Source organism: Halomonas alimentaria, assembly GCF_009902005.1.
Classification (GTDB): domain Bacteria; phylum Pseudomonadota; class Gammaproteobacteria; order Pseudomonadales; family Halomonadaceae; genus Halomonas; species Halomonas alimentaria.
In genome coordinates this window covers 1,705,508-1,732,110 of record NZ_WUTT01000001.1, presented here as the reverse complement: position 1 = coordinate 1,732,110, position 26,603 = coordinate 1,705,508, and the positions used below count along the sequence as shown (strand labels likewise).

The following is a 26,603-nucleotide window of genomic DNA, read 5'->3' as shown; positions in this document are numbered from 1 at the left end:
ATGGAACCGACTTCGACCCGAACCGAGATGATTCCCGAGCGCCGCGCGCCCGACTTGCGCCGGGGGGCGGTGGGGTGGCTCAGGGCCAACCTCTTCAATACGCCGCTCAACGGGGCGGTGACGGTGGTCACCGCCGCACTGCTGGCCTGGTTGCTGTGGCCGGCGCTGCAGTGGGCGGTGCTGCAGGCCGACTGGATCGGCAACTCACGGGAGGCGTGCAGCGGCGAGGGAGCCTGCTGGGTGTTCATCAGCGCCCGCTTCGAGTCCATCGTCTATGGCTTCTACCCCGAGGCCGAGCGCTGGCGGGTGGATCTGGTCTTCCTGCTGATGGCGGTGCTGGTGGCCTGGCTGGCCATCCCACGCCTGCCCGCCAAGCGCTGGGTGGGGCTGTTCGCCCTGGTGGGCTTCCCGATGGTGGCCTTCTTCCTGCTGGTGGGTGGCAGCTTTGGCCTCGAACACGTACCGACGCGCGATTGGGGCGGTCTGATGCTGACCCTGACCATCGCCACCGTGGGGATCGTCGGCTCGCTGCCCATCGGCGTGGTGCTGGCCCTGGGGCGGCGTTCGAAGATGCCGCTGGTGCGTGGCTTCTGCGTGGTATTCATCGAGTTCTGGCGCGGCGTGCCGCTGATCACCGTGCTGTTCATGGCCTCGGTGATGCTGCCGCTGTTCGTGCCGACCCAGGTGGAGTTCGACAAGCTGCTGCGGGCCCTGGTGGGCATCATGCTGTTCTGGAGTGCCTACATGGCCGAGGTGGTGCGTGGTGGACTCCAGGCGATCCCGCGGGGGCAGGAGGAGGCCGCCAAGGCGCTGGGCATGGGCTACTGGCAGCGCATGGCGCTGATCGTGCTGCCCCAGGCGCTCAAGCTGGTGATCCCCGGCATCGTCAACACCTTCATCGCGCTTTTCAAGGATACCTCACTGGTGCTGATCATCGGCCTCTTCGACCTGCTGGCGATCATCCGGGCGGGGCTGACCGACAGTGACTGGCTGGGCTTCGCCACCGAGGGCTATGTCTTCGCCGCCCTGGTGTTCTGGGTGTTCTGCTTCAGCATGTCGCGCTACAGCCAGTACATCGAGCGCCGCCTGCACACCGGCCATCGCAACTGACAACAAGGATTCGACCCGACATGAACCAGGCAAATGCCGCCCAGGCCGACTCGCCGATGATCGAGATTGCCGGGCTCAACAAGTGGTATGGCGACTTCCACGTGCTGCGCGATATCGACCTGACCGTGGCCCGCGGCGAGCGCATCGTCATCTGCGGCCCCTCGGGTTCGGGCAAGTCGACCCTGATCCGCTGCATCAACCACCTCGAGGAGCATCAGGAGGGGCGCATCGTGGTCAATGGCATGCCCATGACCAGGGACGTGAAGCGCATCGAGCAGATCCGCCGTAATGTCGGCATGGTGTTCCAGCACTTCAACCTCTTTCCCCACCTGAGCGTGTTGGACAACTGCTGCATCTCCCAGACCTGGGTGCAGAAGAAGCCGCGCGCCGAGGCCGAGCGCACGTCGATGGAGATCCTCGAGCGGGTGCAGATCGCCGACCAGGCCCGCAAGTACCCTGGCCAGCTCTCCGGTGGCCAGCAGCAGCGGGTGGCCATCGCCCGGGCGCTGTGCATGCAGCCCGAGGTGATGCTCTTCGACGAGCCCACGTCGGCGCTGGACCCCGAGATGATCAAGGAGGTGCTCGACGTGATGGTCGAGCTGGCCCGCGAGGGCATGACCATGCTCTGTGTCACCCACGAGATGGGCTTCGCCAAGACCGTCGCCGACCGGGTGATCTTCATGGATCAGGGGCAGATCATCGAGCAGGCACCCCCCGAACAGTTCTTCAACCACCCGCAGTCCGAGCGTACCCAGCTGTTCCTCAGCCAGATTCTCGGCCACTGAGGCCGCCAGGCTGTGCTAGGCTTGCCGACAAGCCCTTTATCCCCACGCGGGCGGCGTTCTTTCGGGTTCTGACCGCTCGCGATTTGCTACCTTCCTGCACTATTTGACCAGCGTCAAAGCCTTGAGCCACTCTCTTCTGGTAGGCTTAACATGCATCAGCAATGCATGTTAAGAAATCGCCAGGCGTAACCCGTGGATTCCGCGACGCGCCTGCCAGACGAGCAAGGGGGGAAAGATTCATGGCCGACGGTCTCACCAAGTCGGCGGCCCGCAATATTTTCTATGGCGGGTCGCTGTTCTTCTTTCTGCTGTTCACCGCCCTGACGGCGCACAGCCACTGGTACATGGTCAACAAGTCCACCGACAAGGAGGGGCTCACCGAGTCTGTCGTGGAAGGCAAGCACATCTGGGAAAAGAACATGTGCATCAACTGCCACAGCATCATGGGCGAGGGCGCCTATTTCGCGCCGGAGCTGGGTAACGTCTGGGAACGCTACGGCGGCCACCAGAACCCCGAGGCGGCGCGTGCCGGCCTGGCCGCGTGGATCCGCGCCCAGCCGTTGGGCACCCAGGGCCGCCGCCAGATGCCGGCCTACGACTTCAGCGACGAGGAGATGAACGCGCTGATCGACTTCCTCGAGTGGACCGACGGCATCGACGACCAGGACTGGCCGCCGCACCCCGCCGGCTGAACCACCTGAACGCCGGATCGCCGGACCGCCGGATCGCCGGACCGGGATGAATCAAGGAGAACGACACCAATGAAATATGAAACCCAGAAGGTGGCCCTGCCATTCTTCATGGTGGCCATGGCGCTCTTCGCGCTGCAGATCGTCTTCGGGCTGCTGGCTGCCTCTGTCTATGTGTGGCCGAACTTCATGGCCGAGCTGATGCCCTTCAACATCATGCGGGTCAGCCATACCAACCTGCTGATCGTGTGGCTGCTGATCGGCTTCATGGGCGCGACCTACTACCTGATGCCGGAAGAGGCCGAGCAGGAGATCCACAGTCCCACCATCGCCTATATCCAGCTGGCGATCTTCGCCTTCGCCGGTGCCGCGGCGCTGGTCGGCTACCAGTTCGGGATCCACGAGGGGCGCGAGTTCCTCGAGCAGCCGTTCTGGGTCAAGGTGCTGATCACCATCTCCTTCCTGATGTTCCTGTTCAACACCAGCATGACCCTGCTCAAGGGGCGCCGCACCGCCATCAACCTGGTGCTGATGCTGGGCCTGTGGCTGGCCGCGGTATTCTGGCTGTTCGCCTTCTACAACCCCTCCAACCTCGCCGTGGACAAGCTCTACTGGTGGTGGGTGGTGCACCTCTGGGTCGAGGGCGTGTGGGAGCTGATCATGGCCTCCCTGCTCGGCTACCTGCTGATCAAGATGACCGGCGTCGACCGCGAGGTGATCGAGAAGTGGCTCTACGTCATCGTCGGCCTGTCGCTGTTCTCCGGCCTGCTGGGCACCGGTCACCACTACTACTGGATCGGTGCGCCGAGCTACTGGCAGCCCATCGGCAGCATCTTCTCCACCCTGGAGGTGATCCCCTTCTTCGCCATGGTGGTGTTCGCCTTCACCATGTTCTGGAAGGGCAGCCGTAACCACCCCAACAAGGCCGCCATGCTGTGGGCGCTCGGTTGCCCGACCGTTGCCTTCTTCGGCGCCGGCGTGTGGGGCTTCATGCACACCCTGCACTGGGTCAACTACTACAGCCACGGCACCCAGGTCACCGCGGCCCACGGCCACCTGGCCTTCTACGGCGCCTACGTGATGCTGATGCTGGGTATCATCAGCTTCGCCATGCCGCAGCTGCGCCGCGTCCAGCCCTACAACCAGGTAATGAACATGTGGGGCTTCTGGATCGTGACCGGCGCCATGTGCTTCATGACCTTCACGCTGACCTTTGCAGGCGTCGTCCAGACCCACCTGCAGCGCGTGCTGGGCATGAACTTCATGGAGGTGCAGGACCAGCTGGTGCTGTTCTATGGCATGCGCCTGGGCTCCGGCATCGCCGTGGCCATCGGTAGCGGCCTGCTGCTCTACGCCTTCTTCGGCCCTGCCCGTGAGCAGGTTCCCGCAGGCGGGACTCAGCTCACCGCTGGCGCCGATCGCGCCTGATCACCCGAGGGCCCCGCCAGGGGCCCTCTTCGATTGACCCACACGGAGTTTCGCCATGACCCTCTCCCCCGCGGCGGCGCAGCCCGCCGACCAGGAGATTCCCTACTACGACAGCGTGGGCAACGAGTGCGCCATGTTCGAGCATGCCTACGAGCAGCGCCTGCCGCTGCTGCTCAAGGGCCCCACCGGCTGCGGCAAGACCCGTTTCGTCAGCCATATGGCCGCCAAGCTGGGCAAGCCACTGTTCACCGTCTCCTGCCACGATGACCTCACCGCCGCCGACTTGACCGGCCGCTACCTGCTGCAGGGTGGCGAGACACGCTGGGTCGACGGCCCGCTGACCCGCGCGGTGCGCGAGGGCGGCATCTGTTACCTCGACGAGGTAGTCGAGGCGCGCAAGGACGTCACCGTGGTGCTGCACCCGCTGACCGACGACCGCCGCCTGCTGCCGCTGGAGCGTACCGGCGAACTGCTCGAGGCACCGGACGACTTCATGCTGGTGGTCTCCTACAACCCCGGCTACCAGCACATCCTCAAGTCACTGAAGCCCAGTACCCGCCAGCGCTTCGTGGCGATGTCCTTCGATTTCCCGCCGCCCAGGGTGGAGCGCGATATCGTCGCCCGCGAGAGCGGCCTGGACCCCGAGCGCTGCAGCGCCCTGGTCAACCTAGCGGCCAGCCTGCGTGCCATGAAGGGCCAGGACCTGGAGGAGGGCGTCTCCACCCGCCTGCTGGTCTACTGCGCCACCCTGATCCAGGCTGGCATGCCGATCCGCGATGCCGCCCGCGCCACCCTGGTGGAGCCGCTCTCCGATGATGCGGATGTCCAGGAGGGCCTGATGGAGGCCATCCAGGCCACCTTCGGTTGATGAGATATTTCTTGAAGGAAGGGGCGCCGGGGGCAAGCCGAAGAGGAGGTCCCCGAATCAGCCCCTTTCGATACCCGGGAGCTTGATCATGCTGGACTTTCTTGAGGTCGAGGAGACTGTCGGCCGTTTCTGGCACCGCTGGGCCTCCGGGGCGGCGAGCTACCCCGATCACCCCGAGGCGGCGGTCAGCCTCGAGAGCCTGCGCCCCATGCTGGGGGTCTTCTTCCGCGCCGGCGGTGGGGAGCAGGGCATCGAGGTGGCGGCCATCGCCCGGCGCGCCTCGGCTCACCGGCTGAGTCTGCGTCAGCGCCTGGGCCTCGACGAGGAGGCCCTGGACCAGGCCCGCCGTGACGAGGAGAACCTGCTGTTGCCGCCACGCCTGGCGCTCTACCCCGAGGCCGCTCTCAACCGCGACCTCTACCTGTGGCTGACCGCCTACCTGGCCGAGGCACGTCCGCTGACATATCCACAGGATCCTCTGCAGGCCGATCTGGCGCGGCTGCGCGAGGCGCGGCGTACCGCCCGTGCCGCCCTGGCGCGCTTCCCCGGCCTTGCCGAGCGCTATGTCCGTCTGTGCGGCGAACTGCTGGCCATCCGGCCACAGAGAAAGCGCCTGCCGCCCAGAGAGGCGGCCCTGGAGTCGGCAATATGCGCCGAGCTCGGAGCCCCCGACCCCGAGGAGGCCTGGGCCCTGGCCATGCAGCGTGCCATCCGCGAGAGCGACTTCCCGCTGGAGGAGTTCCGCGCGCCACGCGGCTATCGCCCGCCGCTGCCGGTGCCGCTGTGGGGACAGGCGGTCACTCTGGGCACCCGCGACGGCGCACGCGAGCAGAGCGTGGATGATGACGAGGAGCTGGCCAGCGCCGCCGCCTCGCCCGACGATGACCACGGCAAGCGCCAGGCCGATCGCCGCGAGCAGGACCAGGCCGATCGTGACGATCCGTTGATGCTCAACAACATGGAGAAGATGCTCTCTTGGGCGGAGATGGTGAACCTCAATCGCCATGTGGATGACGAGGAAGAGGAGGAGGCACGCCAGGCGGCCGATCAGATGGACGAGATCGTGCTCAGCTCCAACCGCAAGAAGGCCTCCTCCCGGCTCAAGCTCGACCTCGACCTCGCCCCTGACGAGGCTGTTGGCGACCGCCTCAAGGGCAAGCATCTCTATCCCGAGTGGAACCACCGCAAGCAGGCCTACCTGCCTGATCACTGTGTGGTGCACAGCGACGTGCAGAGTGAGGAAGGCGAGGACTGGGCGCCCGACGAGATGACCCGCAGGCGCATCCGCCGCGTGCGTCGCGAATTCGAGGCGCTGCGCCCGCGGCGCGAGATCCTGCGCGGCCAGCTGGATGGCAGCGAACTCGACATGGATGCGGTCATCCGCTCGCGCTGCGACCTGGCCGCCACCGGCGAGGCCAGCGATCGTCTCTACATGGCCAGCCGCACCCAGGCCCGCGACCTGGCGGTATCGATCCTGGTGGATGTCTCGCTCTCCACCGAGGCGTGGCTGCAGGACCGCCGGGTGCTCGACGTGGCCAAGGAGGCGCTGCTGGTGCTGGGCAATGGCCTGGCCGGCTGTGGCGACGATTATTCGATTCACAGCTTCACCTCCCAGCGCCGCCACAAGGTGTGGGTCAACACCCTGAAGGAGTTCGACGAGCCCATGGGGGATCGAGTGACGCGGCGCATCTCGGCGCTGCGTCCCGGCAGCTATACCCGCATGGGGCCGGCCATTCGCCACCTGACCAAGCAACTGAGCGAACGCCCCAATCGGCACCGGCTGCTGCTGATGCTTACCGACGGCAAGCCCAACGACAACGACTACTACGAGGGGCGCTACGGCATCGAGGATACCCGCAAGGCGGTGCTGGAAGCGCGGCGCCAGGAGGTGCGGGTGTTCGGGGTGACCATCGACCGTGAGGCGGGGCAGTATATCCCCCACCTCTTCGGTCGTGGCGGCTACGCCATCGTGCAGCGCCCGGAGCACCTGTCACTGGCCCTGCCGGGCATCTACCGCCAGATCATCGCCACCTGAGCCCTTTCCATTCCCACTCGCCAGTCGAACCGTCGCCGAGGAGCGCGCCATGACCGTTCAAACCCGACTGATCCTTGCCGTGGCGGCCTGGTGCCTGGTCGCCGTGGCGCTGGTGCTGCCGCTGGTTTGGTTGATCAATAACCGCGACTGGGGCATCGGCCTGATGCTGCTGACCCCGGTCATGGTCTATGCCCTGATGCGCCTGGGCCGCGCCCTGGAGAACTGGGCCCGGGCAAGCACGCCACCCGATCACCCGCAGCGGCGCTAGCCACCCCCCAGGAAACAGCACCGCACGACGACTAAGGGCCTGCCAATGCAGGCCCTTCGGCATTGTGAGAAGCGAGTGTCAGGTCAGCCGTGCCACCAGGTAGCCGGCGCCGATCAGCGCCAGGGTCAGCGCCACCAGGCCCACGAAGGCGCCCTTCCAGGCCGGGGTGGCCATGCGCAGGTTGAGGTAGACCATCAGCAGGCGCTGGGCCTTGAAGCCGGTAGCCAGGATCACCAGGGCCGCCGACCATAGCGGCAGCGCCTGCCAGTCGTTGGCGTCGAAGAGCGCCGAAACCATGGACACCAGGGTCAGTCCCATCAGGATCGCCCAGGTGGTCAACAGTCGGCGGGTACCGGGCAGCGAGGTCATGCCATCCTCCGGTTCAGCACAAAAGGGAGCCCTCAGCGCAATAGGGAGCCCTCAGCGCAATAAATAGAGCAGCGGGTAGAGCAGGATCCAGATCAGGTCGACCATGTGCCAGAAGGCGGCGGCGGTCTCCACGTTCTCGAGGCTGGTGCGCCAGCTGACCAGGGCCAGCAGCGCCAGGCCGAACAGCACGTGGGCGAAATGGAAGGCGGTCAGGCCGTAGTAGAAGCCGAAGAAGGTATTGGTGTCCGGGGTGATCCCCACGGCGAACTTGCTCGAATACTCGACCACCTTGATCACCCCGAACAGCACGCCCAGCCCCATGGCGGCGGCCAGCCACTGGCGGGTACGGCGGATACGTTCCGCGGCACTGGCCTCCACGGCCAGCGCCACGCACAGGCCGCTGGTCAGCAGCACCAGGGTATTGAGCCCGCCCATCAGCGGGTCGAGCTCCTGCTGTGAAGCGTCGAACAGCGCCACCTGGGCGGCACGCTCGGCGGCATAGAGGGCGAAGAACGCCATGAACACCAGCAACTCGCTGAGGATCAGCACCCACATCAGCGGGTTGCCGGGCAAGGCGGAGAGCGGCCCCCACCCGGGGTTGGGAAGCTCCTGTTCCCTCATGCGTCGGTCAGGGTTACCCGGGAGCCGCCGAAGGCCAGGCTGCGCGGGTTGTCTATCGGGCGGTTGGAGGTCAGCCGGGCGATGCCCACGGCGCAGCGCCCCACCATCCAGATCATGCAGGCGGTGAAGTAGAGGTAACCCATGGCCCAGGGCGCCATGGGCGGGATGCCGGCCAGCCCCAGCAGCTGCCAGGTGGCGATGAAGGCGGCGCCGCCCAGCACGCCGAGCCAGAAGGTACGGATCTGGAACTGCAGGTGGCTCTGCACCCAGGGCTCGGCACCGGGACGCTTGAAATGGGCGATCAGCACGGCGATGGGTGCAGTGACCACCGCCAGCACGCTGCCCAGGAACAGCATGTAGACGATGATGGCGGCGCCGCGCCCGCGGGACTGCTTGCCGGGATTCGCGTCGGCGAAGTGGTCGCCGGAAGCGGCAGGGAAGGCCTGAGGGGTGGACATGACGGGTCCTCGCTTGGCAGGCGACCGGCCCTGGCGGGCCGGCCTAAGATGTATTCAGGATGCTACTATAGCGCGAGACCTTGCGGGAAGACTTGGCCTGGATCAACTCTCGGTCGGCCTGGTTTCGGCGGATTGGGTTTCGGCGGACTGGGTCTCGGCGGATTTGCCCGGATGTTTCTCGTCGCGGGTCAGCATCGGCACGCGACGCTCGGTCCACCACATCCAGATGATCGAGACCAGGGTCACACCGAAGCAGAGCATCCACACGGTGGTGGCCACGCCGGTGATATCCACCAGGGCGCCGAACATGATCGGCAGCAGGAAGCCGCCGATACCGCCGGCCAGGCCGACGATGCCGGAGACCAGGCCGAGGTTCTCGTGGTACTCGTTGGAGAGGTACTTGAATACCGAGGCCTTGCCGATGCCCCAGGCGATACCCACCACGAACAGGGCGGTGGTGAACAGCCATACCGGGATGCCGAAGCCAAACTCGACCATCCCTTCGCCGCCGGCACCGGCCACGCGGTACTGGGTCTCGGGATAGGACATGATGAACAGCGCGATCAGGCTGGCCCACAGGCAGGTCCAGGTGACGGTGTGGGCGCCGAAGCGGTCGGAGAGCCAGCCACCGAAGGCGCGGATCACCCCGGAAGGCAGCACGAAGATGGTGGCGATCAGCGCCGCGACCTGGATGCCGAAACCGTATTCGCCCATGTAGTAGCGGGTCAGCCACAGGGAGACGCCGACATAGCCGCCGAACACTACCGAGTAGTACTGGCAGTACTTCCACACCTTGGGGTCGTTGAGGACCCTGAGCTGGTCGCGCAGCGAGACGCTGCTGGCGGTGCGGTGGGCGGGGTTGGAGTAGGTGAAGAACCAGAACAGCACCGCGGTGACCAGCATGATGCCGGCGTAGATGTTGGGCACGGCCTGCCAGCCCAGTACCACGATCACGGTGGGGGCGATGAACTTGGTGACCGCGGCCCCGGCGTTGCCGGCGCCGAAGATCCCCATGGCCAGGCCCTGGCGATCCTTCTCGAACCACTTGGCGGTGTAGGTGATGCCCACCGAGAAGGAGCCGCCGGCGAGGCCGACGAAGGCGCCGAGTACCAGCAGCTGCCAGTACGCGGTGGCGAACTGCACCAGCCAGATGGCCGGCACGATCACCAGCAGGATAATGAAGAACACCGGGCGGCCGCCGTAGCGGTCGGTCAGCGAGCCCAGCGGCAGCCGCGACAGGGCGCCAGTGAGGATGGGTACCGCGGTGAGGATGCCGAACTGGGTGCCGTTGAGGTCGAGCTGCTCTGCGATCGGTACGCCGATCTCGCCGAACATCGTCCACACCATGAAGCACATGGTGAAGGCGAAGGTGTTGGCTATCAGCACCGAGGTTTGCTTGAAGCGTTCAGAGGCCATAAGACCCTCCGAGTTTGCCGGGTTAAGGGATGGTTTCAGGATATGCCAGGGAGTGATTATTGCCTTGATCGGTATCAAAAAAGCCGACCTATCATGGTGAAAGATCGGCTCTTTATTACTCCTTCATAGAGGCTTCAGGGATTCTTCACGTAGGCGTTCTTGCGCAGGTAGAACCACCAGTTGACCACCAGGCAGAGCGCGTAGAAGACCGCGAAGCCGTACATGGCGAGTTCCGGGGTGCCGGCCTTGATCTGCTCGCCCATCACCCGCGGGGCGATGAAGGAGCCATAGGCGGCCACTGCCGAGGTCCAGCCCAGTGCCGGGCCCTTCTGCTGCGGGTCGAAGATGAAGCCGATGCTGCGGAAGGTGGAGCCGTTGCCGATGCCGCTGGCGGCGAACAGCACGATGAACAGCAGCAGGAACATCCAGAAGTACTGGTTGGGGTCGGTAGAGTTGTAGGCCAGCATCATCACGTAGCCGGCGCCCACCGAGCCCACCACCATGATGGCGGTGATCACCTGGGTGACGATGGAACCGCCCAGCTTGTCGGAGATCCAGCCGCCCACCGGACGGATCAGGGCGCCCACGAAGGGGCCCATCCAGGCCCAGGTCAGGGCGCTGGGAGCCTCGGGGTTGGCGACGCGGGTCATGCTGCCGTCGGCGGCGACCTCCATCATGTTGCCGAAGATCACCGAGATGGAGAGCGGCAGGGCAGCGGAGAAGCCGATGAAGGAGCCGAAGGTGGCGATGTAGAGCACGGTCATCGACCAGGTGTGCTTGTTGGAGAAGATCTCGAACTGCTTCTTGATACCGGGCTTGATGTCACCGGGAATCAGGCGCAGCAGCACCACGGTGAGCACGATGGTCAGCGGCAGGGCGAGCCACATGTTGAGATAGCCCAGCGCCACCACGCCGACGATGGAGGTCACGACACCGACCCCGTAGAGCCCGAGGATCTTGCCGAAGGCCTGCAGCGGTGTGCCCGGGTTGGGGGTGATGGTGCGCAGGTTGTTCATGCCGAACCAGCCGGCGAAGGCCAGCGGGATCAGGAACAGCATCCAGACGAAGCCGGCGTTCTGGATCCAGGTCTGGGTGCCCGCCTCGATGCGCCCGATCAGGGTGCCGCTGGCCTTCTGCAGCTCCATGGGGTCGCCGCCCAGGGCGCCGAACAGGCCCACGGTCATCACCAGCGGGATCAGGATCTGCATGGAGGTGACGCCGAAGTTGCCCAGCCCGGCGTTCATCCCCAGGGCATAGCCCTGCTGCTTCTTGGGGAAGAAGTTGGAGATGTTGCTCATCGAGTTGGCGAAGTTGCCGCCGCCGATGCCGGAGAGCAGCGCGAGTGCCTGGAACACCCAGAAGGGGGTCTCGGGATTCATCAGCGCGATGCCGGTGCCCATGGCGGGGATCATCAGCAGGGCGGTGGTCAGGAAGATGGTGTTGCGCCCGCCGGCGATGCGGATCATGAAGGAGGCGGGGATGCGCAGGGTGGCGCCGGCCAGGCCGGCGATCGCCGTCAGGGTGAACAGCTGCTCCACCGTGAACGGGAAGCCCAGGTTCTGCATCTGGGTGGTGATCATGCCCCACATCAGCCAGACGGCGAAGCCCAGCAGCAGGCTGGGAATGGAGACCCATAGGTTGCGGTTGGCAACCCGCTTGCCCTCCGACTCCCAGAACTCCTCGTTCTCGACATCCCACTGTTCGATGTCGGCATTCTTCCTGGTCATGGCGTTTCCCCTTGAGGTCTAGCGGTGCTCGCATCGGCCCCGAACCGGTTGATCGATATCAAGGCGCACGAAGATGGTGGAAAGATACGCCGGGAGGCGGAATCGGGAAACGTGGCAAACGACGCCACGTCGGGCGGGTATACCTCCAGGGAGGTAGAGAGGGATAATCTTTAATTAATTGTTTATAAAGAATTATCGAGTTTCGGTAAGGGGGTGGTGGGGGCGCATCGGCGCCCCGAGGGTATTTGGAGGTATCCACACAGAGCCGGGTCTCGGTTAGCGCTCGATCCCTTCCTGTACGGCCCACACCGCGGCCTCGACCCGCGAGCGCAGGTTGAGCTTCTTGAGCAGGTGCTTGACGTGCACCTTCACTGTGCCCTCGGTGATCTCCAGCTTGCGGGCGATCATCTTGTTGGAGAGCCCCGCGGCCAGCTCGAGAAGGATCTCGCGCTCGCGCTGGGTCAGGCTGTGGATATCCGGCGCCGCCGGCTGGTTGCGCTGGCTGCACAGCGCCTCGGCGAGCAGCGCGGTGAGGCTCTCGCTGATCACCATGCGCCCCAGGGAGGCCTGGCGCAGCTGGCGCACCATCTCGTCGGGGTCCATGTCCTTGAGCAGGTAGCCGTCGGCCCCCGACCGCAGGGCGTTGACCACGTCCTCCTCATGGTCGGAGACCGTGAACATCACCACGCGGCCGGCGAAGCCGCCGTCGCGCAGACGCTTGAGCGTCTCAATGCCGTCCATCTGCGGCATGTTGAGGTCGAGCAGCACCATGTCTGGGTCGAGCTCCAGGGCCAGGCGGATGCCCTCCCGGGGATCGCCGGCCTCGCCGGCGAGCAGCAGGTCATCCTCCAGCTCCAGCAGCTGGGAGACGCCGCGACGCAGCAGCGGATGGTCATCGATGATCAGGATGGTGGCGGGGTGCTCGGTAGTCGTGTCGGTCATCCTGGAGTCCTGTTGCCATGGGGGATATCGGCCACCTCGTCGGCAGCGGGGGCGACGCCGCCCGGGCTGGGAGCCACCTGCTGGTGGATCAGGCGTGCGGTCTGTGGCGTGAAGATCAGCTCCACCCGGGTGCCGCCGCCGGGGCGGTTGCCCAGCGTCATCTGCCCGCCCAGGGTGTCGGCGCGGTCGCGCATGATCACCAGGCCGTAGTGCATCGGCGGCGAGCTGTCGTCTGCGAGACCCACGCCATCATCCTCGATGGCGACGTGCAGCTGCGCCGCCTGGAAGCCGATGGTGACGGCGGCCCAGTGGGCGTTGGCGTGCTTGAGGACATTGGCCAGCGCCTCGCGAACCACCTGCAGCACGTGGATCTCCTCGTTGGGGTTGAGCAGGTGGGGCGGCACATCGACATCCAGCGCCACCGGGAACCCCAGTCGGTCGCTGAACTCTCGGGTGGTCTGGCGCAGGGCGCTGGCCAGCCCCGGGCCCTCCAGCTTGAGGCGGAAGGTGGTGAGCAGCTCGCGCAGCTGGCGATAGGCGCTGTCGAGCCCGGTGCGCAGCTCGTCGAATACCGCCGCCTGGCTCTCCCGCGGGGCCTCCTTCTGCTGCATGCGCTCGAGCCTGGCCACCTGCATCTTGAGGTAGGAGAGCGACTGGGCCAGGGAGTCGTGCAGCTCCCGGGCGATGATGGCGCGCTCGTTCATCAGCGTGACCTGCTGCTGCTCCTCGATGCGGCGCTGCAGGTAGACCGCGGTGGCCAGCTGGTCGGCCAGGGCGTTGAGCAGGCGGCGGACGCTGTCGGAGAGCGGCTGGCGCCGGGGATGCCACACCTCCAGGGTGCCGAGCATCAGCTCGCCCACGCTCACCGGCAGCAGCAGGCACTCGCCTTGCTCGGTCTGCTCCAGGCGAAGTGGCTGGGCGTCGAGCAGGCAGGCGTGACAGTCGTGATCACGACAGTACTCGGGGCGGCGTGGCGAGTGGGTGGCGAGTATCGGGATCTGGCGGTCGTCGTAGGGGTCGTTCAGCGACAGCCGGATCGGGCCCACCTCGAGCAGCTGCTCGAGCTCCCGCAGCATGGGTGCGGCGCTGGCGCACAGGTCGTTGCCGCCGCCGTAGAGGGCGCGGCTGCCGTCGTGCATCACCTGCATGGCCCGGTTGCTGCGCTCGAGCTCCACCTTCTTGCGCGAGGCGCGCTCCTCCAGCTCGGCATAGCTGGCGGCGAGCTCCTCGGCCATGCCGTCGAAGGTGCGCCCGAGCAGGGCAAGTTCATCGTTGCCGGTGAGATGCGTACGGTAGCCGAAGTTGCGCTGGGCGGCCTCGCGGGCCAATACCACCAGCTGGCGCAGCGGCCCCACCAGGTTGTGGCGGATATCGTAGAGGGCGATGGCCACCACCACCGCGGTCAGTGCCAGGAACAGGATCTGCAGGGCGCTGAGCAGCTGGATCTTCGACTCGCTGTTCTGCTCGAGCAGGGTGACCATGGCGTCGATATCGCCGACCAGGCCATCCAGCGTCTGGCGCAGTGCCTCGACCTCGAGCCCGCCGCCGTCGATGGCGCGGGTCACCTGGGGGGCCAGCGCCTCCTCCCAGCGCCCCTGAAGCATTCGGTACTGTTCGTGCAGGGAGTGATCCTCGGCCCCGGGCAGCGCACGGGTCAGTGCGGGACTGGCCAGACGCGACTCGAACTGCTCCATCAACTCCTCTACCCGTGAGCGCTGCGCCACTGTGGGCTGCTGCTCGTAGCGCTGCAGGGCAGCGACGATCTGGTAGGTGTTCATGCGCAGGGAACCGGCCACGTTGATGGCGCCGGCGTCACCGCGGCTGTCGTTGGCCACCGTCATGGTGACCACGATGCTGACCAGGGCCATGGCGCTGATGGCGAGCAGCGAGGCGATGATGCGTGCCACCAGGGAGCGTTGCAGCAGTTTCATAGGACTCGCAGGCCGTCGGGGGAGTGGCGCAATGCGTGGTGCTGTGGGGAGTCTACTACACCCAAGGGGGTAGGGCGGATACCTCCACTGCCCCTTTGACCCCGGGGAGTGCGCTACTGAGACTTCGACAGACACTCCACCGTTGCCTGGCCCCATGATGCCACTCCCGTCTGACCGCGATGCTGTCGTTGTCGGCTACCGCCCGCTGGTGGTGGTGATGCTGTCGCCGCTGGCCTTCGTGCTGGTGTTCGCCAGCTGGACCATCTTCGCGGTGCTGGGGGTGGAGCTGCGCGCCCTGCTGGGCCTGGACGAACTCGACTTCGCGCTGCTGCTGGCCACGCCCATGGTGACCGGGGCGCTGGCGGCGCTGCCCATGGCGGCCCTGGCCAGGCGTCATGGGGGGCGGCGCGTGATGATCGCCTGCCTGCTGCTGATCTGCCCCTTCCTGTGGGCGGTGGCCCACTCCAGCATCTATTTGCACTTCCTGCTCTCCGGCGCCGGCCTGGGGCTGGGCGCCGGTTCCCTGGCAGCGGGGCTGGTCTATGTGGGGGAGCTCTGTCCGCGGCGCCACGCCGGCCTGGCCCTGGGCCTCTACGGTGCCGGGATGATGGGCGCCGGCCTGAGCTACCTGCTGCTGCCGTTGATCAGCCAGGCCTATGGCTGGCGCAGCGCCCCCATGCTCTATCTGTTGCCGGTACTGTCGGTGGCCACGCTGCTGTGGCTGTTCGCCGACGACCCGGATCCGCCGGCGGCCCCCCGCGATTCCGATGACGACGGCGTCGCGGAGAAGGCTCGCGCAGGGTGGCTTGCGGCCTTGCACCACTGGCGCCCCTGGCGACTGGCATTGGTCTACAGCTTCTTCTACGGCGCCTTCGTGGCGCTGTCGCTGTGGTTGCCGGCCTTCCTCGGCGCCCAGTACCAGCTCGGGCTGCGCGACGCGGCCATGCTGGCGCTGCCTTTCCCGCTGGCGGTGGGCCTGGGCCAGGTGGTGGGGGGCGCCTGGAGCGATGCGCATGACTTTCGTGCCCTGCGCTGGTGGGTCAGCGCCTTCGTGCTGATATGCCTCTTCCTGCTCTCCTACCCCCCCTTCACCATGCAGGTCGAGGGCGTGGAACGGGTGCTGACGCTGCGCTATTCCGCGCCACTCTGGGCCTTCATGGTGCTGCTGGTGGCCATGGGGCTGGCCATGGGAACGGGCCAGGGCAGCCTGATGCGCATGATCCACCGTGACCATGGCCCCGATCTGGCCCTGGTGGGCGGGCTTTCGCTGACCATGGGTGGGCTGTTCGGCGCCCTGCTGCCGGTGATGTTCGCCCTGGGCAATCTCTGGGTCGGCATCCGCACCGCTGGGTTCATGTTCCTCTACGCCTCGCTGGTGGTGTGCATGCTGGTGATGGTCTGGGACCACGCCAGCGGGGCGGGGCGGGACGGCTGAGGCCCTGATAGGGGCTATCACCCCGGGTGTCGTGGGGTTGTATCCCCTTGGAGGTAGGTGGGGGGTATATGGAGGTAACCGGGCAGTAATCGCGGCGTCTATCGCCCAGAATTGCCTGCATGTCACCGGCCCTGGTCCGCGCTGGAGCGCACTCGACCAAGGCTGACCGGGTGGCCCGGCGGGGCCACGCATCTTTTCAGGAGCCTGGAGAGCGACCATGAGTCACTTCATCGATCGGCTGAACTTCTTCCGCAAGGCCCGCGAGCCCTTCGCCAACGACCACGGCGAGCTTCGCGACGAGTCTCGCGGCTGGGAGAACGGCTACCGGCAGCGCTGGCAGCACGACAAGATCGTGCGCTCCACCCACGGGGTGAACTGCACCGGTTCGTGCAGTTGGAAGATCTATGTCAAGAACGGCCTGGTTACTTGGGAGACCCAGCAGACCGACTACCCGCGCACCCGGCCCGACCTGCCCAACCACGAGCCCCGTGGCTGCCCGCGCGGCGCCAGCTACTCCTGGTACATGTACAGTGCCAACCGCCTCAAGTACCCGCTGATCCGCAAGCCGCTGCTCAAGCTGTGGCGTGAGGCGCTGAACGAGAAGAAGGATCCGGTCGAGGCGTGGGCCTCCATCGTCGAGGACCCGGCCAAGGCCAAGCAGTACAAGCGTGCCCGTGGCATGGGCGGCTTCGTGCGCGCCGACTGGAACGAGCTCAATGCGCTGATCGGCGCCTCCAACGTCTATACCACCAAGCAGTACGGTCCGGACCGCATCATCGGCTTCTCGCCGATCCCCGCCATGTCCATGGTCAGCTACGCCTCCGGTGCGCGCTACCTGTCGCTGATCGGTGGTGTCTGCCTGTCGTTCTACGACTGGTACTGCGACCTGCCCCCGGCCAGCCCCCAGACCTGGGGTGAGCAGACCGACGTGCCCGAGTCCGCCGACTGGTACAACTCCGGCTACATCATCGCCTGGGGTTCCAACGTGCCCCAGACGCGTACTCCGGATGCCCACTTCTTCACCGAGGTGCGCTACAAGGGCACCAAGACCGTCTCGGTCACCCCGGACTACGCCGAGGTCTCCAAGCTCACCGACGAGTGGCTCTCCGCCAAGCAGGGCACCGATGCCGCCCTGGCCATGGCCATGGGGCATGTGATCCTCAAGGAGTTCCACCTCGACAACCCCAGCAGCTACTTCACCGACTACGTGCGGCGCTACAGCGACATGCCGTTCCTGGTCGAGCTGGAAGCTCGCGAGGACGGCAGCTATGCGCCGGGTCGCCAGATGCGCGCCAGCGACTTCGAGGCGAGCCTGGGCCAGGGCAACAACCCCGAGTGGAAGACCGTGGCGTGGGACGAGACCCGCGACCAGCTGGTGGTACCGCGTGGCTCCATCGGTTTCCGCTGGGGCGAGACCGGCGACGAGGTGGGCAAGTGGAACCTCGAGCCGCTGGACGCCGAAGGCACCGAGATCAAGCCGCTGCTGACCCTGGCCGACAAGCATGACGAGGTCGCCAAGGTCGCCTTCCCCTACTTCGGCGGCATCGCCCACGAGCACTTCGACCACGTCAAGAGCGGCGGGGCCAGCGACGAGCTGTTGTTCCACAGCCTGCCCGTCAAGCGCCTGAAGAAGGCCGACGGCAGCGAGGCGCTGGCGGTCACCGTCTTCGACCTGATGTGTGCCAACTACGGCATCGATCGAGGGTTTGGTAAAGAGGGTGAGGATGACGGCGCCACTTCCTTCGACCAGGTCAAGCCCTACACGCCGGCCTGGCAGGAGAAGATCACCGGTGTGCCCGCCGAGCAGGCCACCCGCATCGCCCGTGAGTTCGCCGAGAACGCCGACAAGACCCAGGGTCGCAGCATGATCATCGTCGGTGCCGGCATGAACCACTGGTACCACATGGACATGAACTACCGCGGCCTGATCAACATGCTGGTCATGTGCGGCTGTATCGGTCAGAGCGGCGGCGGCTGGGCCCACTACGTCGGCCAGGAGAAGCTGCGCCCGCAGACCGGCTGGACCCCGCTGGCCTTCGGCCTCGACTGGCAGCGTCCGCCGCGCCACATGAACGGCACCTCCTTCTTCTACAACCACTCCTCCCAGTGGCGCTACGAGAAGCTGGAGATCAAGGAGATCCTCTCGCCGCTGGCCAAGGCCGAGGACTACCCCGGCAGCCTGATCGACTTCAACGTGCGCGCCGAGCGCATGGGCTGGCTGCCCTCCGCTCCTCAGCTGGGTACCAACCCGCTGCGCCTGGCCGGTGCGGCCAAGGATGCCGGCATGTCCACCCAAGACTACGCCGTGCAGCAGCTCAAGGAGGGCAAGCTCGCCTTCGCCGCGGAAGATCCGGACAACCCCCAGAACTTCCCGCGCAACATGTTCATCTGGCGCTCCAACCTGCTGGGCAGCTCCGGCAAGGGCCACGAGTACATGCTCAAGTACCTGCTGGGCACCCGCCACGGCATCCAGGGCAAGGACCTAGGTGACTTCGGCGGCCAGAAGCCGGAAGAGGTCAAGTGGCATGACGACGCCCCGGAGGGCAAGGTCGACCTGCTGGTGACCCTGGACTTCCGCATGTCCACCACCTGCCTCTACTCGGATGTCGTGCTGCCCACGGCGACCTGGTACGAGAAGGACGACCTCAACACGTCCGACATGCACCCCTTCATCCACCCGCTGACCGCGGCCACCGACCCGGCGTGGGAGTCGCGCAGCGACTGGGAGATCTTCAAGGGCATCGCCAAGTCCTTCTCCGAGGCCTCCGAGGGGCACCTGGGCGAGGAGACCGACCTGGTCACCCTGCCGCACCAGCACGACTCCCCGGCCGAACTGGCCCAGGTCGAGGTCAAGGACTGGAAGAAGGATGAGTGCGAACCGATCCCCGGCAAGACCATGCCGGCGCTGATCGAGGTCAAGCGCAACTACCCCGAGACCTACGAGCGCTTCACCTCCATCGGCCCGCTGCTCGAGAGCATCGGCAACGGCGGCAAGGGCATCAGCTGGAAGACCGAGTCCGAAGTGGACCTGCTCGGCAAGCTCAACCACCGCAAGACCGAGGGACCGCACAAGGGTCGTCCGCGTCTCGACAGCGCCGTGGACGCCGCTGAGATGATCCTGACCCTGGCGCCGGAGACCAACGGCCAGGTGGCGGTGAAGGCGTGGGACGCGCTCTCCAAGATCACCGGGCGGGACCATACCCACCTGGCGCATCCCAAGGAGGAGGAGAAGATCCGCTTCCGCGACATCGTCGCCCAGCCGCGCAAGATCATCTCAAGCCCCACCTGGTCCGGCCTCGAGGACGAGCACGTCTCCTACAACGCCGGCTACACCAACGTGCATGAGCTGATCCCGTGGCGCACGGTGAGCGGTCGCCAGCAGTTTTACCAGGATCACCCCTGGATGCGCGCCTTCGGCGAGAGCCTGCTGGTCTACCGTCCGCCCATCGACACCAAGGCGGCGGTGAGCGTGGCCGAGCCCAAGGGCAACGGCAACCCGGAGATCGCCCTGAACTGGATCACCCCGCACCAGAAGTGGGGCATCCACTCCACCTACAGCGACAACCTGCTGATGCAGACCCTGTCGCGGGGCGGCCCGATCGTGTGGATGTCCGAGGACGATGCCAAGTCCATCGGCGTCGAGGACAACGACTGGATCGAGCTCTACAACGCCAACGGCGCCATCGCGGCCCGTGCGGTGGTCAGCCAGCGGGTCAAGAACGGCATGGCGATGATGTATCACGCCCAGGAGCGCATCCTGAACATGCCGGGCTCCGAGATGACCGGTACCCGCGGCGGTATCCACAACTCGGTGACTCGCGTGTGCCCCAAGCCGACCCACATGATCGGTGGCTACGCGCAGCTGTCCTACAGCTTCAACTACTACGGCACCGTCGGCTCCAACCGCGATGAGTTCGTCATCGTACGCAAGATGAAGAAGATCGACTGGCTGGATGGCGAAGGCAACGACTACGAGCAGGAGGCCGTGAAATGAAGATTCGTTCCCAGGTAGGCATGGTCCTCAACCTAGACAAGTGCATCGGCTGCCACACCTGCTCGGTGACCTGCAAGAACGTCTGGACCAGCCGCGAGGGCGTCGAGTACGCCTGGTTCAACAACGTCGAGACCAAGCCCGGCATCGGCTATCCCAAGGAGTGGGAGAACCAGGGCAAGTGGAAGGGCGGCTGGATGCGTCGCAAGGACGGCAAGATCGAGCCGCGCATCGGCGGCAAGTGGCGGGTGCTGGCGAACATCTTCGCCAACCCCGACCTGCCGGAGATCGACGACTACTACGAGCCGTTCACCTTCGACTACGAGCACCTGCATACCGCCAAGCAGGGTGAGCACCAGCCCACCGCGCGTCCGCGCTCGCTGATCTCCGGCCAGCGCATGAACAAGATCGAGTGGGGCCCGAACTGGGAGGAGATCCTCGGCACTGAGTTCGCCAAGCGTCGCAAGGACATGAACTTCGAGAAGGTGCAGGCCGATATCTACGGCCAGTTCGAGAACACCTTCATGATGTACCTGCCGCGGCTGTGCGAGCACTGCCTGAACCCGACCTGCGTGGCGAGCTGCCCCTCCGGCGCCATCTACAAGCGCGAGGAGGACGGCATCGTCCTGATCGACCAGGACAAGTGCCGCGGCTGGCGGATGTGCATCTCCGGCTGCCCCTACAAGAAGATCTACTACAACTGGAAGACCGGTAAGTCCGAGAAGTGCATCTTCTGCTACCCGCGCATCGAGGCCGGTCAGCCCACCATCTGCTCCGAGACCTGCGTGGGCCGCATCCGCTATCTCGGCGTTCTGCTCTACGATGCCGACCGCATCGAGGAAGTGGCCAGCTCGCCGGACCTGCGCGACCTCTACCACCGCCAGCGCGAGATCTTCCTGGATCCCAATGATCCCGAGGTCATCGCCCAGGCCAAGAAGGACGGCATCACCGACAACGTGATCGCCGCCGCCCAGGCCTCGCCGGTCTACAAGCTGGCCATGGACTGGGGCCTGGCGCTGCCGCTGCACCCCGAGTACCGCACCCTGCCGATGGTCTGGTACGTGCCGCCACTGTCGCCGATCCAGTCCGCCGCCGAGGCCGGCAAGGTCGAGTTCGACGGTGTGATGCCCAAGATCGAGTCGCTGCGCATCCCGGTCAAGTACCTGGCCAACATGCTCACCGCCGGTGAGGAGGAGCCCGTGGTGCTGGCGCTCAAGCGGCTGATGGCCATGCGCCTCTATATGCGCGGCAAGCATGTGGAAGGCCAGGCCAACGCCGAGGTGCTGGAGAGCGTCGACCTGACCGAGCAGCAGGTGGAGGACATGTACCGCTACCTGGCCATCGCCAACTACGAGGATCGCTTCGTGATCCCCACCAGCCACCGCGAGATGGCCACCGAGGCCTTCCCGGAGCGCGGCGGCTGTGGCTTCAGCTTCGGCGATGGTTGCCACGGCGACAGCAGCGAGAGCCTATTCGGCGGACGCAAGAACAATGCGACCCTGGTCCAGCCGGTGACCTTCGACCCGCAGGCGCAGAGCGAGGAGGCCCGTCATGGCTGACGCAGCACAACAGCTGGACCCCGTCGGTGGCATGCTGAGCCTGCGCGTGCTGGCACGGCTGCTGGACTACCCCAGCGAGGAGCTCCAGGCCGCCGCCCCCGAGATGATCGAGATCCTGAATGCCGAGCGCCGCCTGTCGGCGGCGCGACGCACCGCCCTGATGGACTGGTGCCAGCGCATGATGGAGGCCGACATCATGGAGCTGCAGGCGGAGTACGTGGCGCTGTTCGATCGTGGCCGCAACACCTCGCTGCTGCTGTTCGAGCACGTGCACGGCGAGTCCCGCGACCGTGGCCAGGCCATGGTCGACCTGATGGCCGAGTACAGCGGCGCGGGTTTCGAACTCGACGCCCATGAACTGCCGGACTATCTGCCGCTGTTCCTGGAGTACCTTTCCACCCGCTCCGAGGCCGAGATCGGTCGCTGGCTGGGCGAGATCCGCCATATCCTGGCGCTGCTCACCGCACGCCTCGAGGAGCGCGAGGCCGATCACGCCCTGGTGCCCCTGGCACTGCTGGCACTGATCGGCGCGGAGGAGGATGTCGCCGCGCATCGCCAGACAGCGAAGGAGGAGGCGCCCGACTACACGCCGGAGGCCCTGGACGAGGTATGGGAAGAGGAGGCGGTGCGCTTTACCGCCGATTCCGACCAGGATTGCGCCCTGCAGTCCGCCGAGGGACGGCGACTGGCCGAGCGCAAGAACGTTACCCAGAGCGAAGCGGTGCGGGTCCTCGACCCCGCCGCCCCCGCCCGGAAACACTGAACGGAGACCCGTCATGAACTACTTCAACACCCTGCTGTTCGGGCTCTACCCCTACCTGGCCGGTACCGTCTTCCTGATCGGTAGCCTGCTGCGCTTCGACCACGGCCAGTACACCTGGAAGACCGGCTCGAGCCAGATGCTGACCTCGAAGAACATGCGTCGGGCCAGCAACCTGTTCCATGTCGGCATCATCGTGATCTTCTTCGGCCACCTGGTGGGCCTGCTGACCCCGCACTGGGTCTATTCGCCCTTCATGAGTGCCGGCACCAAGCAGGTGATCGCCATCCTGATCGGCGGCATCGCCGGGGTGATGTGCCTGGTGGGTGGCGTGATGCTGGCCCATCGCCGCATCACCAACCCGCGGGTGCGCGCCTCCTCGAGCCCGATGGATACCTTCATCATCGTGTTGCTGGTGGTGCAGGTCTCGCTGGGTCTGCTGACCATCATCCCCGCCCTGGGTCACCTGGACGGCGGCGTGATGATCCAGCTCGCCCACTGGGCACAGTCCATCGTCTTCTTCCAGGGCGGTGCGGCCACCTACCTCGAGGGCGTGGGCTTCATCTACAAGCTTCACATCCTGGTGGGCCTGACCATCATCCTGGTCTTCCCCTTCACCCGCCTGGTTCATGTCTGGAGCGTGCCCTTCGGCTACGTGACCCGTCGTTACCAGCTGGTTCGCAAGCGGGGCTGAGGAGTCATCACCATGCAGAAGATCGATATCGAGATGATCCCGGGGGGGGCTACCACGCCCCCGCCCATCCGGGTCGGCGAGGCCACCATCGCGGAGGCCGACATCGCCCAGGAGATGCAGTACCACCCGGCGGACAGCGCCGGCACCGCCCAGCTCAAGGCCGCCCGTGCCCTGGTGGTGCGCGAACTGCTGCACCAGCGCGCCGCCGCCCTGGGCCTGGCCGATGCCGACGGCACCGATCTCGACGAGAACGATGCCGCCATCGCTGCCCTGCTTGAGCAGGAGCTGGACGTGCCCGAGCCCTCCGAGGAGGACTGTCGGCGCTTCCATGCCACCCACGCCGAGCGCTTCAGCGAACCCACGCAGCTGCAGGTGCGCCATATCCTGCTGGCCGCGGCGCCGGACGACGCCGAGGCCCGGGATGCCGGCTATCGCCTGGGCGAGAAGCTCATCAAGCAGCTGGGCGAACACCCCGAGCGCTTTACCGAGTTCGCCCAGCGTCACTCCGCCTGTCCCTCGAAGGAGGAGGGCGGTGAGCTGGGCTGGCTGGCGCCGGGGCAGACCGTGGCCGAGCTCGACGGTGCCCTGCAGCACCTGCCCGAGGGGCTCCACGACCGGCCGCTCGCCTCGCGCTACGGCTGGCATGTGGTCAGCATCGACCAGCGTGTCGAGGGTCGCGAGCGCCCCTACGAGCAGGTGGCCGAGCATGTGCGCCACAGCCTGCGCGAGCAGTCCACCCGTCGTGCCCTGCGCCACTACCTGATGGCGCTGCAGGCCGAGATCGGCGTCGAGGGGATCAGTCTCGACGACGAAAGTGGCAGCGCCCTGATGCAGTAGCCGGATGAAGGGGGCCGCCTGGCCCCCTTTTCGGTGTTCTCGCCTTTTCCTTTCCTCGCCATTCATGCACCGCTCGCCCGCCGGCGGGCGGTGAGGAGGACCCCATGGCTCACGTTCACGCCAATACTCCCTTCGCCCCGCTGGGCATCGCCGTGCTGACCGTCTCCGACACCCGCGGTTTCGACGAGGACGGCAGCGGCGACCTGCTCTCCGCGCGTCTCACCGAGGCCGGCCATGCCCTGGTCGAGCGACGCATCGTCCCCGACGACGTCTACCGCATCCGTGCGGTGGTCTCGAAGTGGGTCGTGCGCGACGACATCCAGGTGGTACTCGTCAACGGCGGCACCGGCTTCACCCTCCGCGATACCACCCCGGAGGCGCTGGCGCCGCTGTTCGACAAGGCCATCGACGGCTACGGCGAGTTGTTCCGCCACCTGTCGTTCCAGAGCATCGGCACCTCCACCGTGCAGTCCCGTGCGGTGGCCGGGCTGATCGACCGCACCCTGGTCTTTGCCATGCCCGGCTCGCCCAAGGCCTGTGCCACCGCCTGGGATGGCATCCTCGCCGAGCAGCTCGATGCGCGTACCCGGCCCTGCAACTTCGTGGCCATGGTGCTGCCCCAGAGTGTGGGCTGTGTCAGCCGCCAGCAGGAGCCGTCGACCAGCGAGGCGCTGATCGAGACGGAAAGCGACGAGGAGGTCGATGCATGAACTGTGGCTGCGCGGAGGTGGTCACTTCCGGTCTGCTCGACCTGTTCGATGCCCGTGAGCGCATGATCGCCGCCGCTCGTCCGGTGGAAGGTCACGAGCGGGTGGCGCTGGGTGACGCCGAGGGGCGGGTGCTGGCCGATGATGTTGCCGCGGCCCTGGACCTGCCCGGCGTCGACAACAGCGCCATGGACGGCTATGCCCTGTGCCTGGCCGAGCTTTGCCCCGCGGGCCTGCCAGTGGTGCAACGGGTGCCGGCCGGTGCCGGGGTGATGCACCTTCCCGGAGGCGGCTGCGCGCGCATCTTCACCGGTGCCCCGGTGCCCATCGGCGCGGACGCCGTGGTGCCCCAGGAGAAGGTGAGTCTGGATGCCGAAGGTCGGGTGCACGTCGAGGGAGAATTCGCCGAGGGGGCCAATATCCGCCGCCGGGGCGAGGAGAGCCGCGCTGGCACGCCGCTGCTCTCCGCCGGCACGCGCCTCGAGGCCGCTGCCATCGCCCTGCTGGCCAGCCACGGTATCGCCGAGGTGACGGTGAGGCGCCGCGTGAAGATCGCGCTGTTCTCCACCGGCGACGAGCTGATCGAGCCGGGCGAGCGCCGTGCGCCGGGCCAGATCTTCGACAGCAACCGGGCGATGCTCAAGGCGCTGATGGCCCACCCGGGCGTCGAGCTCATCGACCAGGGCGTGCTTCTTGACGATCCGCTTGACCTGCATCAGGCCCTGGGCCGGGCCCGGGACGAGGCCGATCTGGTAGTCTGTAGCGGCGGTGTATCGGTGGGTGAGGAGGATCATGTACGCCCCGCCATCGAACGGCTGGGTGGCATCGCCTTCCATGGCGTGGGCATCAAGCCCGGCAAGCCCTTCGCCCTTGGCTTCCTGGGCGATTCGCTCGCCGCCGGAACACCGCTGATTGCCCTGCCGGGTAATCCGGTGGCTTCGCTGGTGGGCTGGCAGTTCCTCGCCCTGCCCCTGGTGCAAGGCCGCCAGGGGATGACGCCGCCGGCACTGCAGCGCTTTCCGGTCACCGCCGGCTTTTCGCGGCGCGGGCCGCGTGGTCGCCGTGAACTGCTGCGGGTCGTGCTCGACTGGAGCGACGGCACGCCGGTGGCACGCCTGGCCGGCGGCCAGGGATCACATATGCTGAGTGCCGCCAGCCAGGCCCATGGCTACCTGCTGGTCGACGCCGACACCGATGTGGAGGAACAACATGCCTATGGATACTGCCCAGCCGCCCAGTTCGGCCGCTGACCTGCTGTTCAAGCCGCGCCAGCTGCGTGACCTGGTGCGCGGCGTGCCGTGGCTGGGTGCGCTCTCCGACGAGGAGATCGAGGCGCTGCTCGAGGACTGCGAGCCGCGCACCCTGGCCAGCCGTGAATGGCTGTTCCGCCAGGATACCCCTGCCGAGTGGCTGCATATCGTGATCAGTGGTGCGGTGCGCCTGGTACGCAGTGCCGGGGACGGACGCCTGGCTACCATCCGCTGCGTGGAGCGTGGCGGCACCCTGGGCGAGCTGAGCATGGTCTCCCGGGAGGGCATCTACCTCTACTCCTCCGAGGCGCTGCGCCGCACCCATGTGCTGTCGATTCCCGCCGAGCGCTGCCGCGAGGCCATGGATCGCCACCCCGAGTGCCGCGCCGAGTTCATGAGCCGTCTGGCGCTGGAACTCACCGACCGGCTCGAGGACCTGGCGCTGCTGACCCAGGGCGACGCCATGTCGCGGCTGGTCAGCTATGTGCTGCGCCAGCTGCCGTCGGGGCGTGGCAAGGAGCCCCGGGTGGTGCGCCTGACCATTCCCAAGCGCTGGCTGGCCGCTCAGCTGGCCATGACTCCGGAGACCCTCTCGCGCCTGCTGGCCAAGCTGCGCGACAGCGGCGCCATCAATATCGACCGCCAGCGGCTGGTGGTGCTCGATGAGCAGAAGATGCGCGACCTGATGATGACTGACGACTGAGCCATGGCACTGCCCGTGGC

Annotated in this window: 23 protein-coding genes; 16 read left to right on the top strand and 7 right to left on the bottom strand. The window is 66.4% G+C overall.

The window, feature by feature from the left end; genetic code table 11:
• From GRB96_RS08140 to GRB96_RS08110, 7 genes are all read left to right on the top strand, one after another.
• Positions 1-1,110, top strand: a complete 1,110-nt coding sequence (locus tag GRB96_RS08140; RefSeq protein WP_205743508.1) for an amino acid ABC transporter permease — start codon at positions 1-3, stop codon at positions 1,108-1,110.
• 56 nt (positions 1,111-1,166) lie between these two features.
• Positions 1,167-1,895 (top strand): amino acid ABC transporter ATP-binding protein, encoded by a 729-nt coding sequence (locus tag GRB96_RS08135; protein ID WP_161433050.1) that lies wholly within the window; start codon positions 1,167-1,169, stop codon positions 1,893-1,895.
• Positions 1,896-2,134: 239 nt separating this feature from the next.
• Entirely contained in the window at positions 2,135-2,587 is a 453-nt protein-coding gene (locus GRB96_RS08130) for a c-type cytochrome (protein WP_161431681.1), read from the top strand.
• 69 nt (positions 2,588-2,656) lie between these two features.
• Entirely contained in the window at positions 2,657-4,012 is a 1,356-nt protein-coding gene (locus GRB96_RS08125; RefSeq protein ID WP_161431680.1) for a cbb3-type cytochrome c oxidase subunit I, read from the top strand.
• Between the two features lie 55 nt (positions 4,013-4,067).
• A complete protein-coding gene (locus GRB96_RS08120; protein WP_161431679.1) occupies positions 4,068-4,880 on the top strand; it encodes a CbbQ/NirQ/NorQ/GpvN family protein in 813 nt (270 codons plus the stop codon).
• Positions 4,881-4,968: 88 nt separating this feature from the next.
• Positions 4,969-6,915 (top strand): nitric oxide reductase activation protein NorD, encoded by a 1,947-nt coding sequence (locus tag GRB96_RS08115; protein ID WP_161431678.1) that lies wholly within the window; start codon positions 4,969-4,971, stop codon positions 6,913-6,915.
• Positions 6,916-6,964: 49 nt separating this feature from the next.
• Positions 6,965-7,183, top strand: coding sequence for a hypothetical protein (locus GRB96_RS08110; RefSeq protein WP_161431677.1), 219 nt, complete (start codon positions 6,965-6,967; stop codon positions 7,181-7,183).
• A 78-nt stretch (positions 7,184-7,261) separates the two neighbouring features.
• Here the strand turns inward: GRB96_RS08110 and GRB96_RS08105 are convergent, their stop codons facing one another.
• From GRB96_RS08105 to GRB96_RS08075, 7 genes are all read right to left on the bottom strand, one after another.
• On the bottom strand, positions 7,262-7,552 hold the full coding sequence (locus GRB96_RS08105) for a hypothetical protein (RefSeq protein WP_161431676.1): 291 nt from the start codon (positions 7,550-7,552) through the stop codon (positions 7,262-7,264).
• A 51-nt stretch (positions 7,553-7,603) separates the two neighbouring features.
• On the bottom strand, positions 7,604-8,173 hold the full coding sequence (locus GRB96_RS08100; RefSeq protein WP_161431675.1) for a cytochrome c oxidase subunit 3 family protein: 570 nt from the start codon (positions 8,171-8,173) through the stop codon (positions 7,604-7,606).
• On the bottom strand, positions 8,170-8,631 hold the full coding sequence (locus GRB96_RS08095; RefSeq protein WP_205743507.1) for a DUF4870 family protein: 462 nt from the start codon (positions 8,629-8,631) through the stop codon (positions 8,170-8,172). The genes GRB96_RS08100 and GRB96_RS08095 overlap by 4 nt, the downstream gene beginning before the upstream one ends.
• 102 nt (positions 8,632-8,733) lie before the next feature.
• Positions 8,734-10,047, bottom strand: a complete 1,314-nt coding sequence (locus GRB96_RS08090; protein ID WP_161431674.1) for an MFS transporter — start codon at positions 10,045-10,047, stop codon at positions 8,734-8,736.
• A gap of 134 nt (positions 10,048-10,181) precedes the next feature.
• Positions 10,182-11,774 (bottom strand): MFS transporter, encoded by a 1,593-nt coding sequence (locus GRB96_RS08085; RefSeq protein WP_161431673.1) that lies wholly within the window; start codon positions 11,772-11,774, stop codon positions 10,182-10,184.
• A gap of 276 nt (positions 11,775-12,050) precedes the next feature.
• On the bottom strand, positions 12,051-12,716 hold the full coding sequence (narL, locus tag GRB96_RS08080) for a two-component system response regulator NarL (protein ID WP_161431672.1): 666 nt from the start codon (positions 12,714-12,716) through the stop codon (positions 12,051-12,053).
• Positions 12,713-14,647 (bottom strand): type IV pili methyl-accepting chemotaxis transducer N-terminal domain-containing protein, encoded by a 1,935-nt coding sequence (locus GRB96_RS08075; RefSeq protein ID WP_161431671.1) that lies wholly within the window; start codon positions 14,645-14,647, stop codon positions 12,713-12,715. Before GRB96_RS08075 ends, narL begins: the two co-directional genes overlap by 4 nt.
• Before the next feature lie 157 nt (positions 14,648-14,804).
• Here GRB96_RS08075 and GRB96_RS08070 point away from each other — a divergent pair, with 157 nt between their 5' ends.
• The 9 genes from GRB96_RS08070 (at position 14,805) to GRB96_RS08030 (ending at position 26,583) form a co-directional block, all read left to right on the top strand.
• Entirely contained in the window at positions 14,805-16,082 is a 1,278-nt protein-coding gene (locus GRB96_RS08070; protein WP_161431670.1) for an MFS transporter, read from the top strand.
• Positions 16,083-16,299: 217 nt separating this feature from the next.
• Positions 16,300-20,076, top strand: coding sequence for a nitrate reductase subunit alpha (locus GRB96_RS08065; RefSeq protein WP_161431669.1), 3,777 nt, complete (start codon positions 16,300-16,302; stop codon positions 20,074-20,076).
• Entirely contained in the window at positions 20,073-21,632 is a 1,560-nt protein-coding gene (narH, locus tag GRB96_RS08060) for a nitrate reductase subunit beta (RefSeq protein ID WP_161431668.1), read from the top strand. The genes GRB96_RS08065 and narH overlap by 4 nt, the downstream gene beginning before the upstream one ends.
• The gene (gene narJ, locus GRB96_RS08055) at positions 21,625-22,395 is read left to right on the top strand and encodes a nitrate reductase molybdenum cofactor assembly chaperone (RefSeq protein WP_161431667.1); all 771 of its coding nucleotides are present in this window, start codon (positions 21,625-21,627) and stop codon (positions 22,393-22,395) included. Before narH ends, narJ begins: the two co-directional genes overlap by 8 nt.
• 13 nt (positions 22,396-22,408) lie before the next feature.
• A complete protein-coding gene (gene narI, locus GRB96_RS08050) occupies positions 22,409-23,086 on the top strand; it encodes a respiratory nitrate reductase subunit gamma (RefSeq protein ID WP_161431666.1) in 678 nt (225 codons plus the stop codon).
• Positions 23,087-23,098: 12 nt separating this feature from the next.
• Positions 23,099-23,923: a peptidylprolyl isomerase gene (locus tag GRB96_RS08045; protein WP_161431665.1), complete on the top strand. Its 825-nt coding sequence runs from the start codon at positions 23,099-23,101 to the stop codon at positions 23,921-23,923.
• Positions 23,924-24,027: 104 nt separating this feature from the next.
• Positions 24,028-24,633: a molybdenum cofactor biosynthesis protein B gene (gene moaB, locus GRB96_RS08040; protein WP_161431664.1), complete on the top strand. Its 606-nt coding sequence runs from the start codon at positions 24,028-24,030 to the stop codon at positions 24,631-24,633.
• The gene (locus tag GRB96_RS08035; RefSeq protein WP_161431663.1) at positions 24,630-25,880 is read left to right on the top strand and encodes a molybdopterin molybdotransferase MoeA; all 1,251 of its coding nucleotides are present in this window, start codon (positions 24,630-24,632) and stop codon (positions 25,878-25,880) included. Before moaB ends, GRB96_RS08035 begins: the two co-directional genes overlap by 4 nt.
• On the top strand, positions 25,840-26,583 hold the full coding sequence (locus tag GRB96_RS08030; protein ID WP_161431662.1) for a Crp/Fnr family transcriptional regulator: 744 nt from the start codon (positions 25,840-25,842) through the stop codon (positions 26,581-26,583). Before GRB96_RS08035 ends, GRB96_RS08030 begins: the two co-directional genes overlap by 41 nt.
• Positions 26,584-26,603 lie beyond the last annotated feature (20 nt).

Excerpts from the sequence above, each read along its gene's own strand:
- GRB96_RS08090 (WP_161431674.1), bottom strand. The coding sequence starts at position 10,047 with ATGGCCTCTGAACGCTTCAAGCAAACCTCGGTGCTGATAGCCAACACC.
- moaB (WP_161431664.1), top strand. The coding sequence starts at position 24,028 with ATGGCTCACGTTCACGCCAATACTCCCTTCGCCCCGCTGGGCATCGCC.
- GRB96_RS08140 (WP_205743508.1), top strand. The coding sequence starts at position 1 with ATGGAACCGACTTCGACCCGAACCGAGATGATTCCCGAGCGCCGCGCG.
- GRB96_RS08115 (WP_161431678.1), top strand. The coding sequence starts at position 4,969 with ATGCTGGACTTTCTTGAGGTCGAGGAGACTGTCGGCCGTTTCTGGCAC.
- GRB96_RS08035 (WP_161431663.1), top strand. The coding sequence starts at position 24,630 with ATGAACTGTGGCTGCGCGGAGGTGGTCACTTCCGGTCTGCTCGACCTG.
- narH (WP_161431668.1), top strand. The coding sequence starts at position 20,073 with ATGAAGATTCGTTCCCAGGTAGGCATGGTCCTCAACCTAGACAAGTGC.
- narI (WP_161431666.1), top strand. The coding sequence starts at position 22,409 with ATGAACTACTTCAACACCCTGCTGTTCGGGCTCTACCCCTACCTGGCC.
- GRB96_RS08070 (WP_161431670.1), top strand. The coding sequence starts at position 14,805 with ATGCCACTCCCGTCTGACCGCGATGCTGTCGTTGTCGGCTACCGCCCG.
- GRB96_RS08125 (WP_161431680.1), top strand. The coding sequence starts at position 2,657 with ATGAAATATGAAACCCAGAAGGTGGCCCTGCCATTCTTCATGGTGGCC.
- GRB96_RS08120 (WP_161431679.1), top strand. The coding sequence starts at position 4,068 with ATGACCCTCTCCCCCGCGGCGGCGCAGCCCGCCGACCAGGAGATTCCC.
- narL (WP_161431672.1), bottom strand. The coding sequence starts at position 12,716 with ATGACCGACACGACTACCGAGCACCCCGCCACCATCCTGATCATCGAT.
- GRB96_RS08100 (WP_161431675.1), bottom strand. The coding sequence starts at position 8,173 with ATGAGGGAACAGGAGCTTCCCAACCCCGGGTGGGGGCCGCTCTCCGCC.
- GRB96_RS08130 (WP_161431681.1), top strand. The coding sequence starts at position 2,135 with ATGGCCGACGGTCTCACCAAGTCGGCGGCCCGCAATATTTTCTATGGC.
- GRB96_RS08065 (WP_161431669.1), top strand. The coding sequence starts at position 16,300 with ATGAGTCACTTCATCGATCGGCTGAACTTCTTCCGCAAGGCCCGCGAG.
- GRB96_RS08095 (WP_205743507.1), bottom strand. The coding sequence starts at position 8,631 with ATGTCCACCCCTCAGGCCTTCCCTGCCGCTTCCGGCGACCACTTCGCC.
- GRB96_RS08105 (WP_161431676.1), bottom strand. The coding sequence starts at position 7,552 with ATGACCTCGCTGCCCGGTACCCGCCGACTGTTGACCACCTGGGCGATC.
- narJ (WP_161431667.1), top strand. The coding sequence starts at position 21,625 with ATGGCTGACGCAGCACAACAGCTGGACCCCGTCGGTGGCATGCTGAGC.
- GRB96_RS08135 (WP_161433050.1), top strand. The coding sequence starts at position 1,167 with ATGATCGAGATTGCCGGGCTCAACAAGTGGTATGGCGACTTCCACGTG.
- GRB96_RS08085 (WP_161431673.1), bottom strand. The coding sequence starts at position 11,774 with ATGACCAGGAAGAATGCCGACATCGAACAGTGGGATGTCGAGAACGAG.
- GRB96_RS08030 (WP_161431662.1), top strand. The coding sequence starts at position 25,840 with ATGCCTATGGATACTGCCCAGCCGCCCAGTTCGGCCGCTGACCTGCTG.
- GRB96_RS08110 (WP_161431677.1), top strand. The coding sequence starts at position 6,965 with ATGACCGTTCAAACCCGACTGATCCTTGCCGTGGCGGCCTGGTGCCTG.
- GRB96_RS08075 (WP_161431671.1), bottom strand. The coding sequence starts at position 14,647 with ATGAAACTGCTGCAACGCTCCCTGGTGGCACGCATCATCGCCTCGCTG.
- GRB96_RS08045 (WP_161431665.1), top strand. The coding sequence starts at position 23,099 with ATGCAGAAGATCGATATCGAGATGATCCCGGGGGGGGCTACCACGCCC.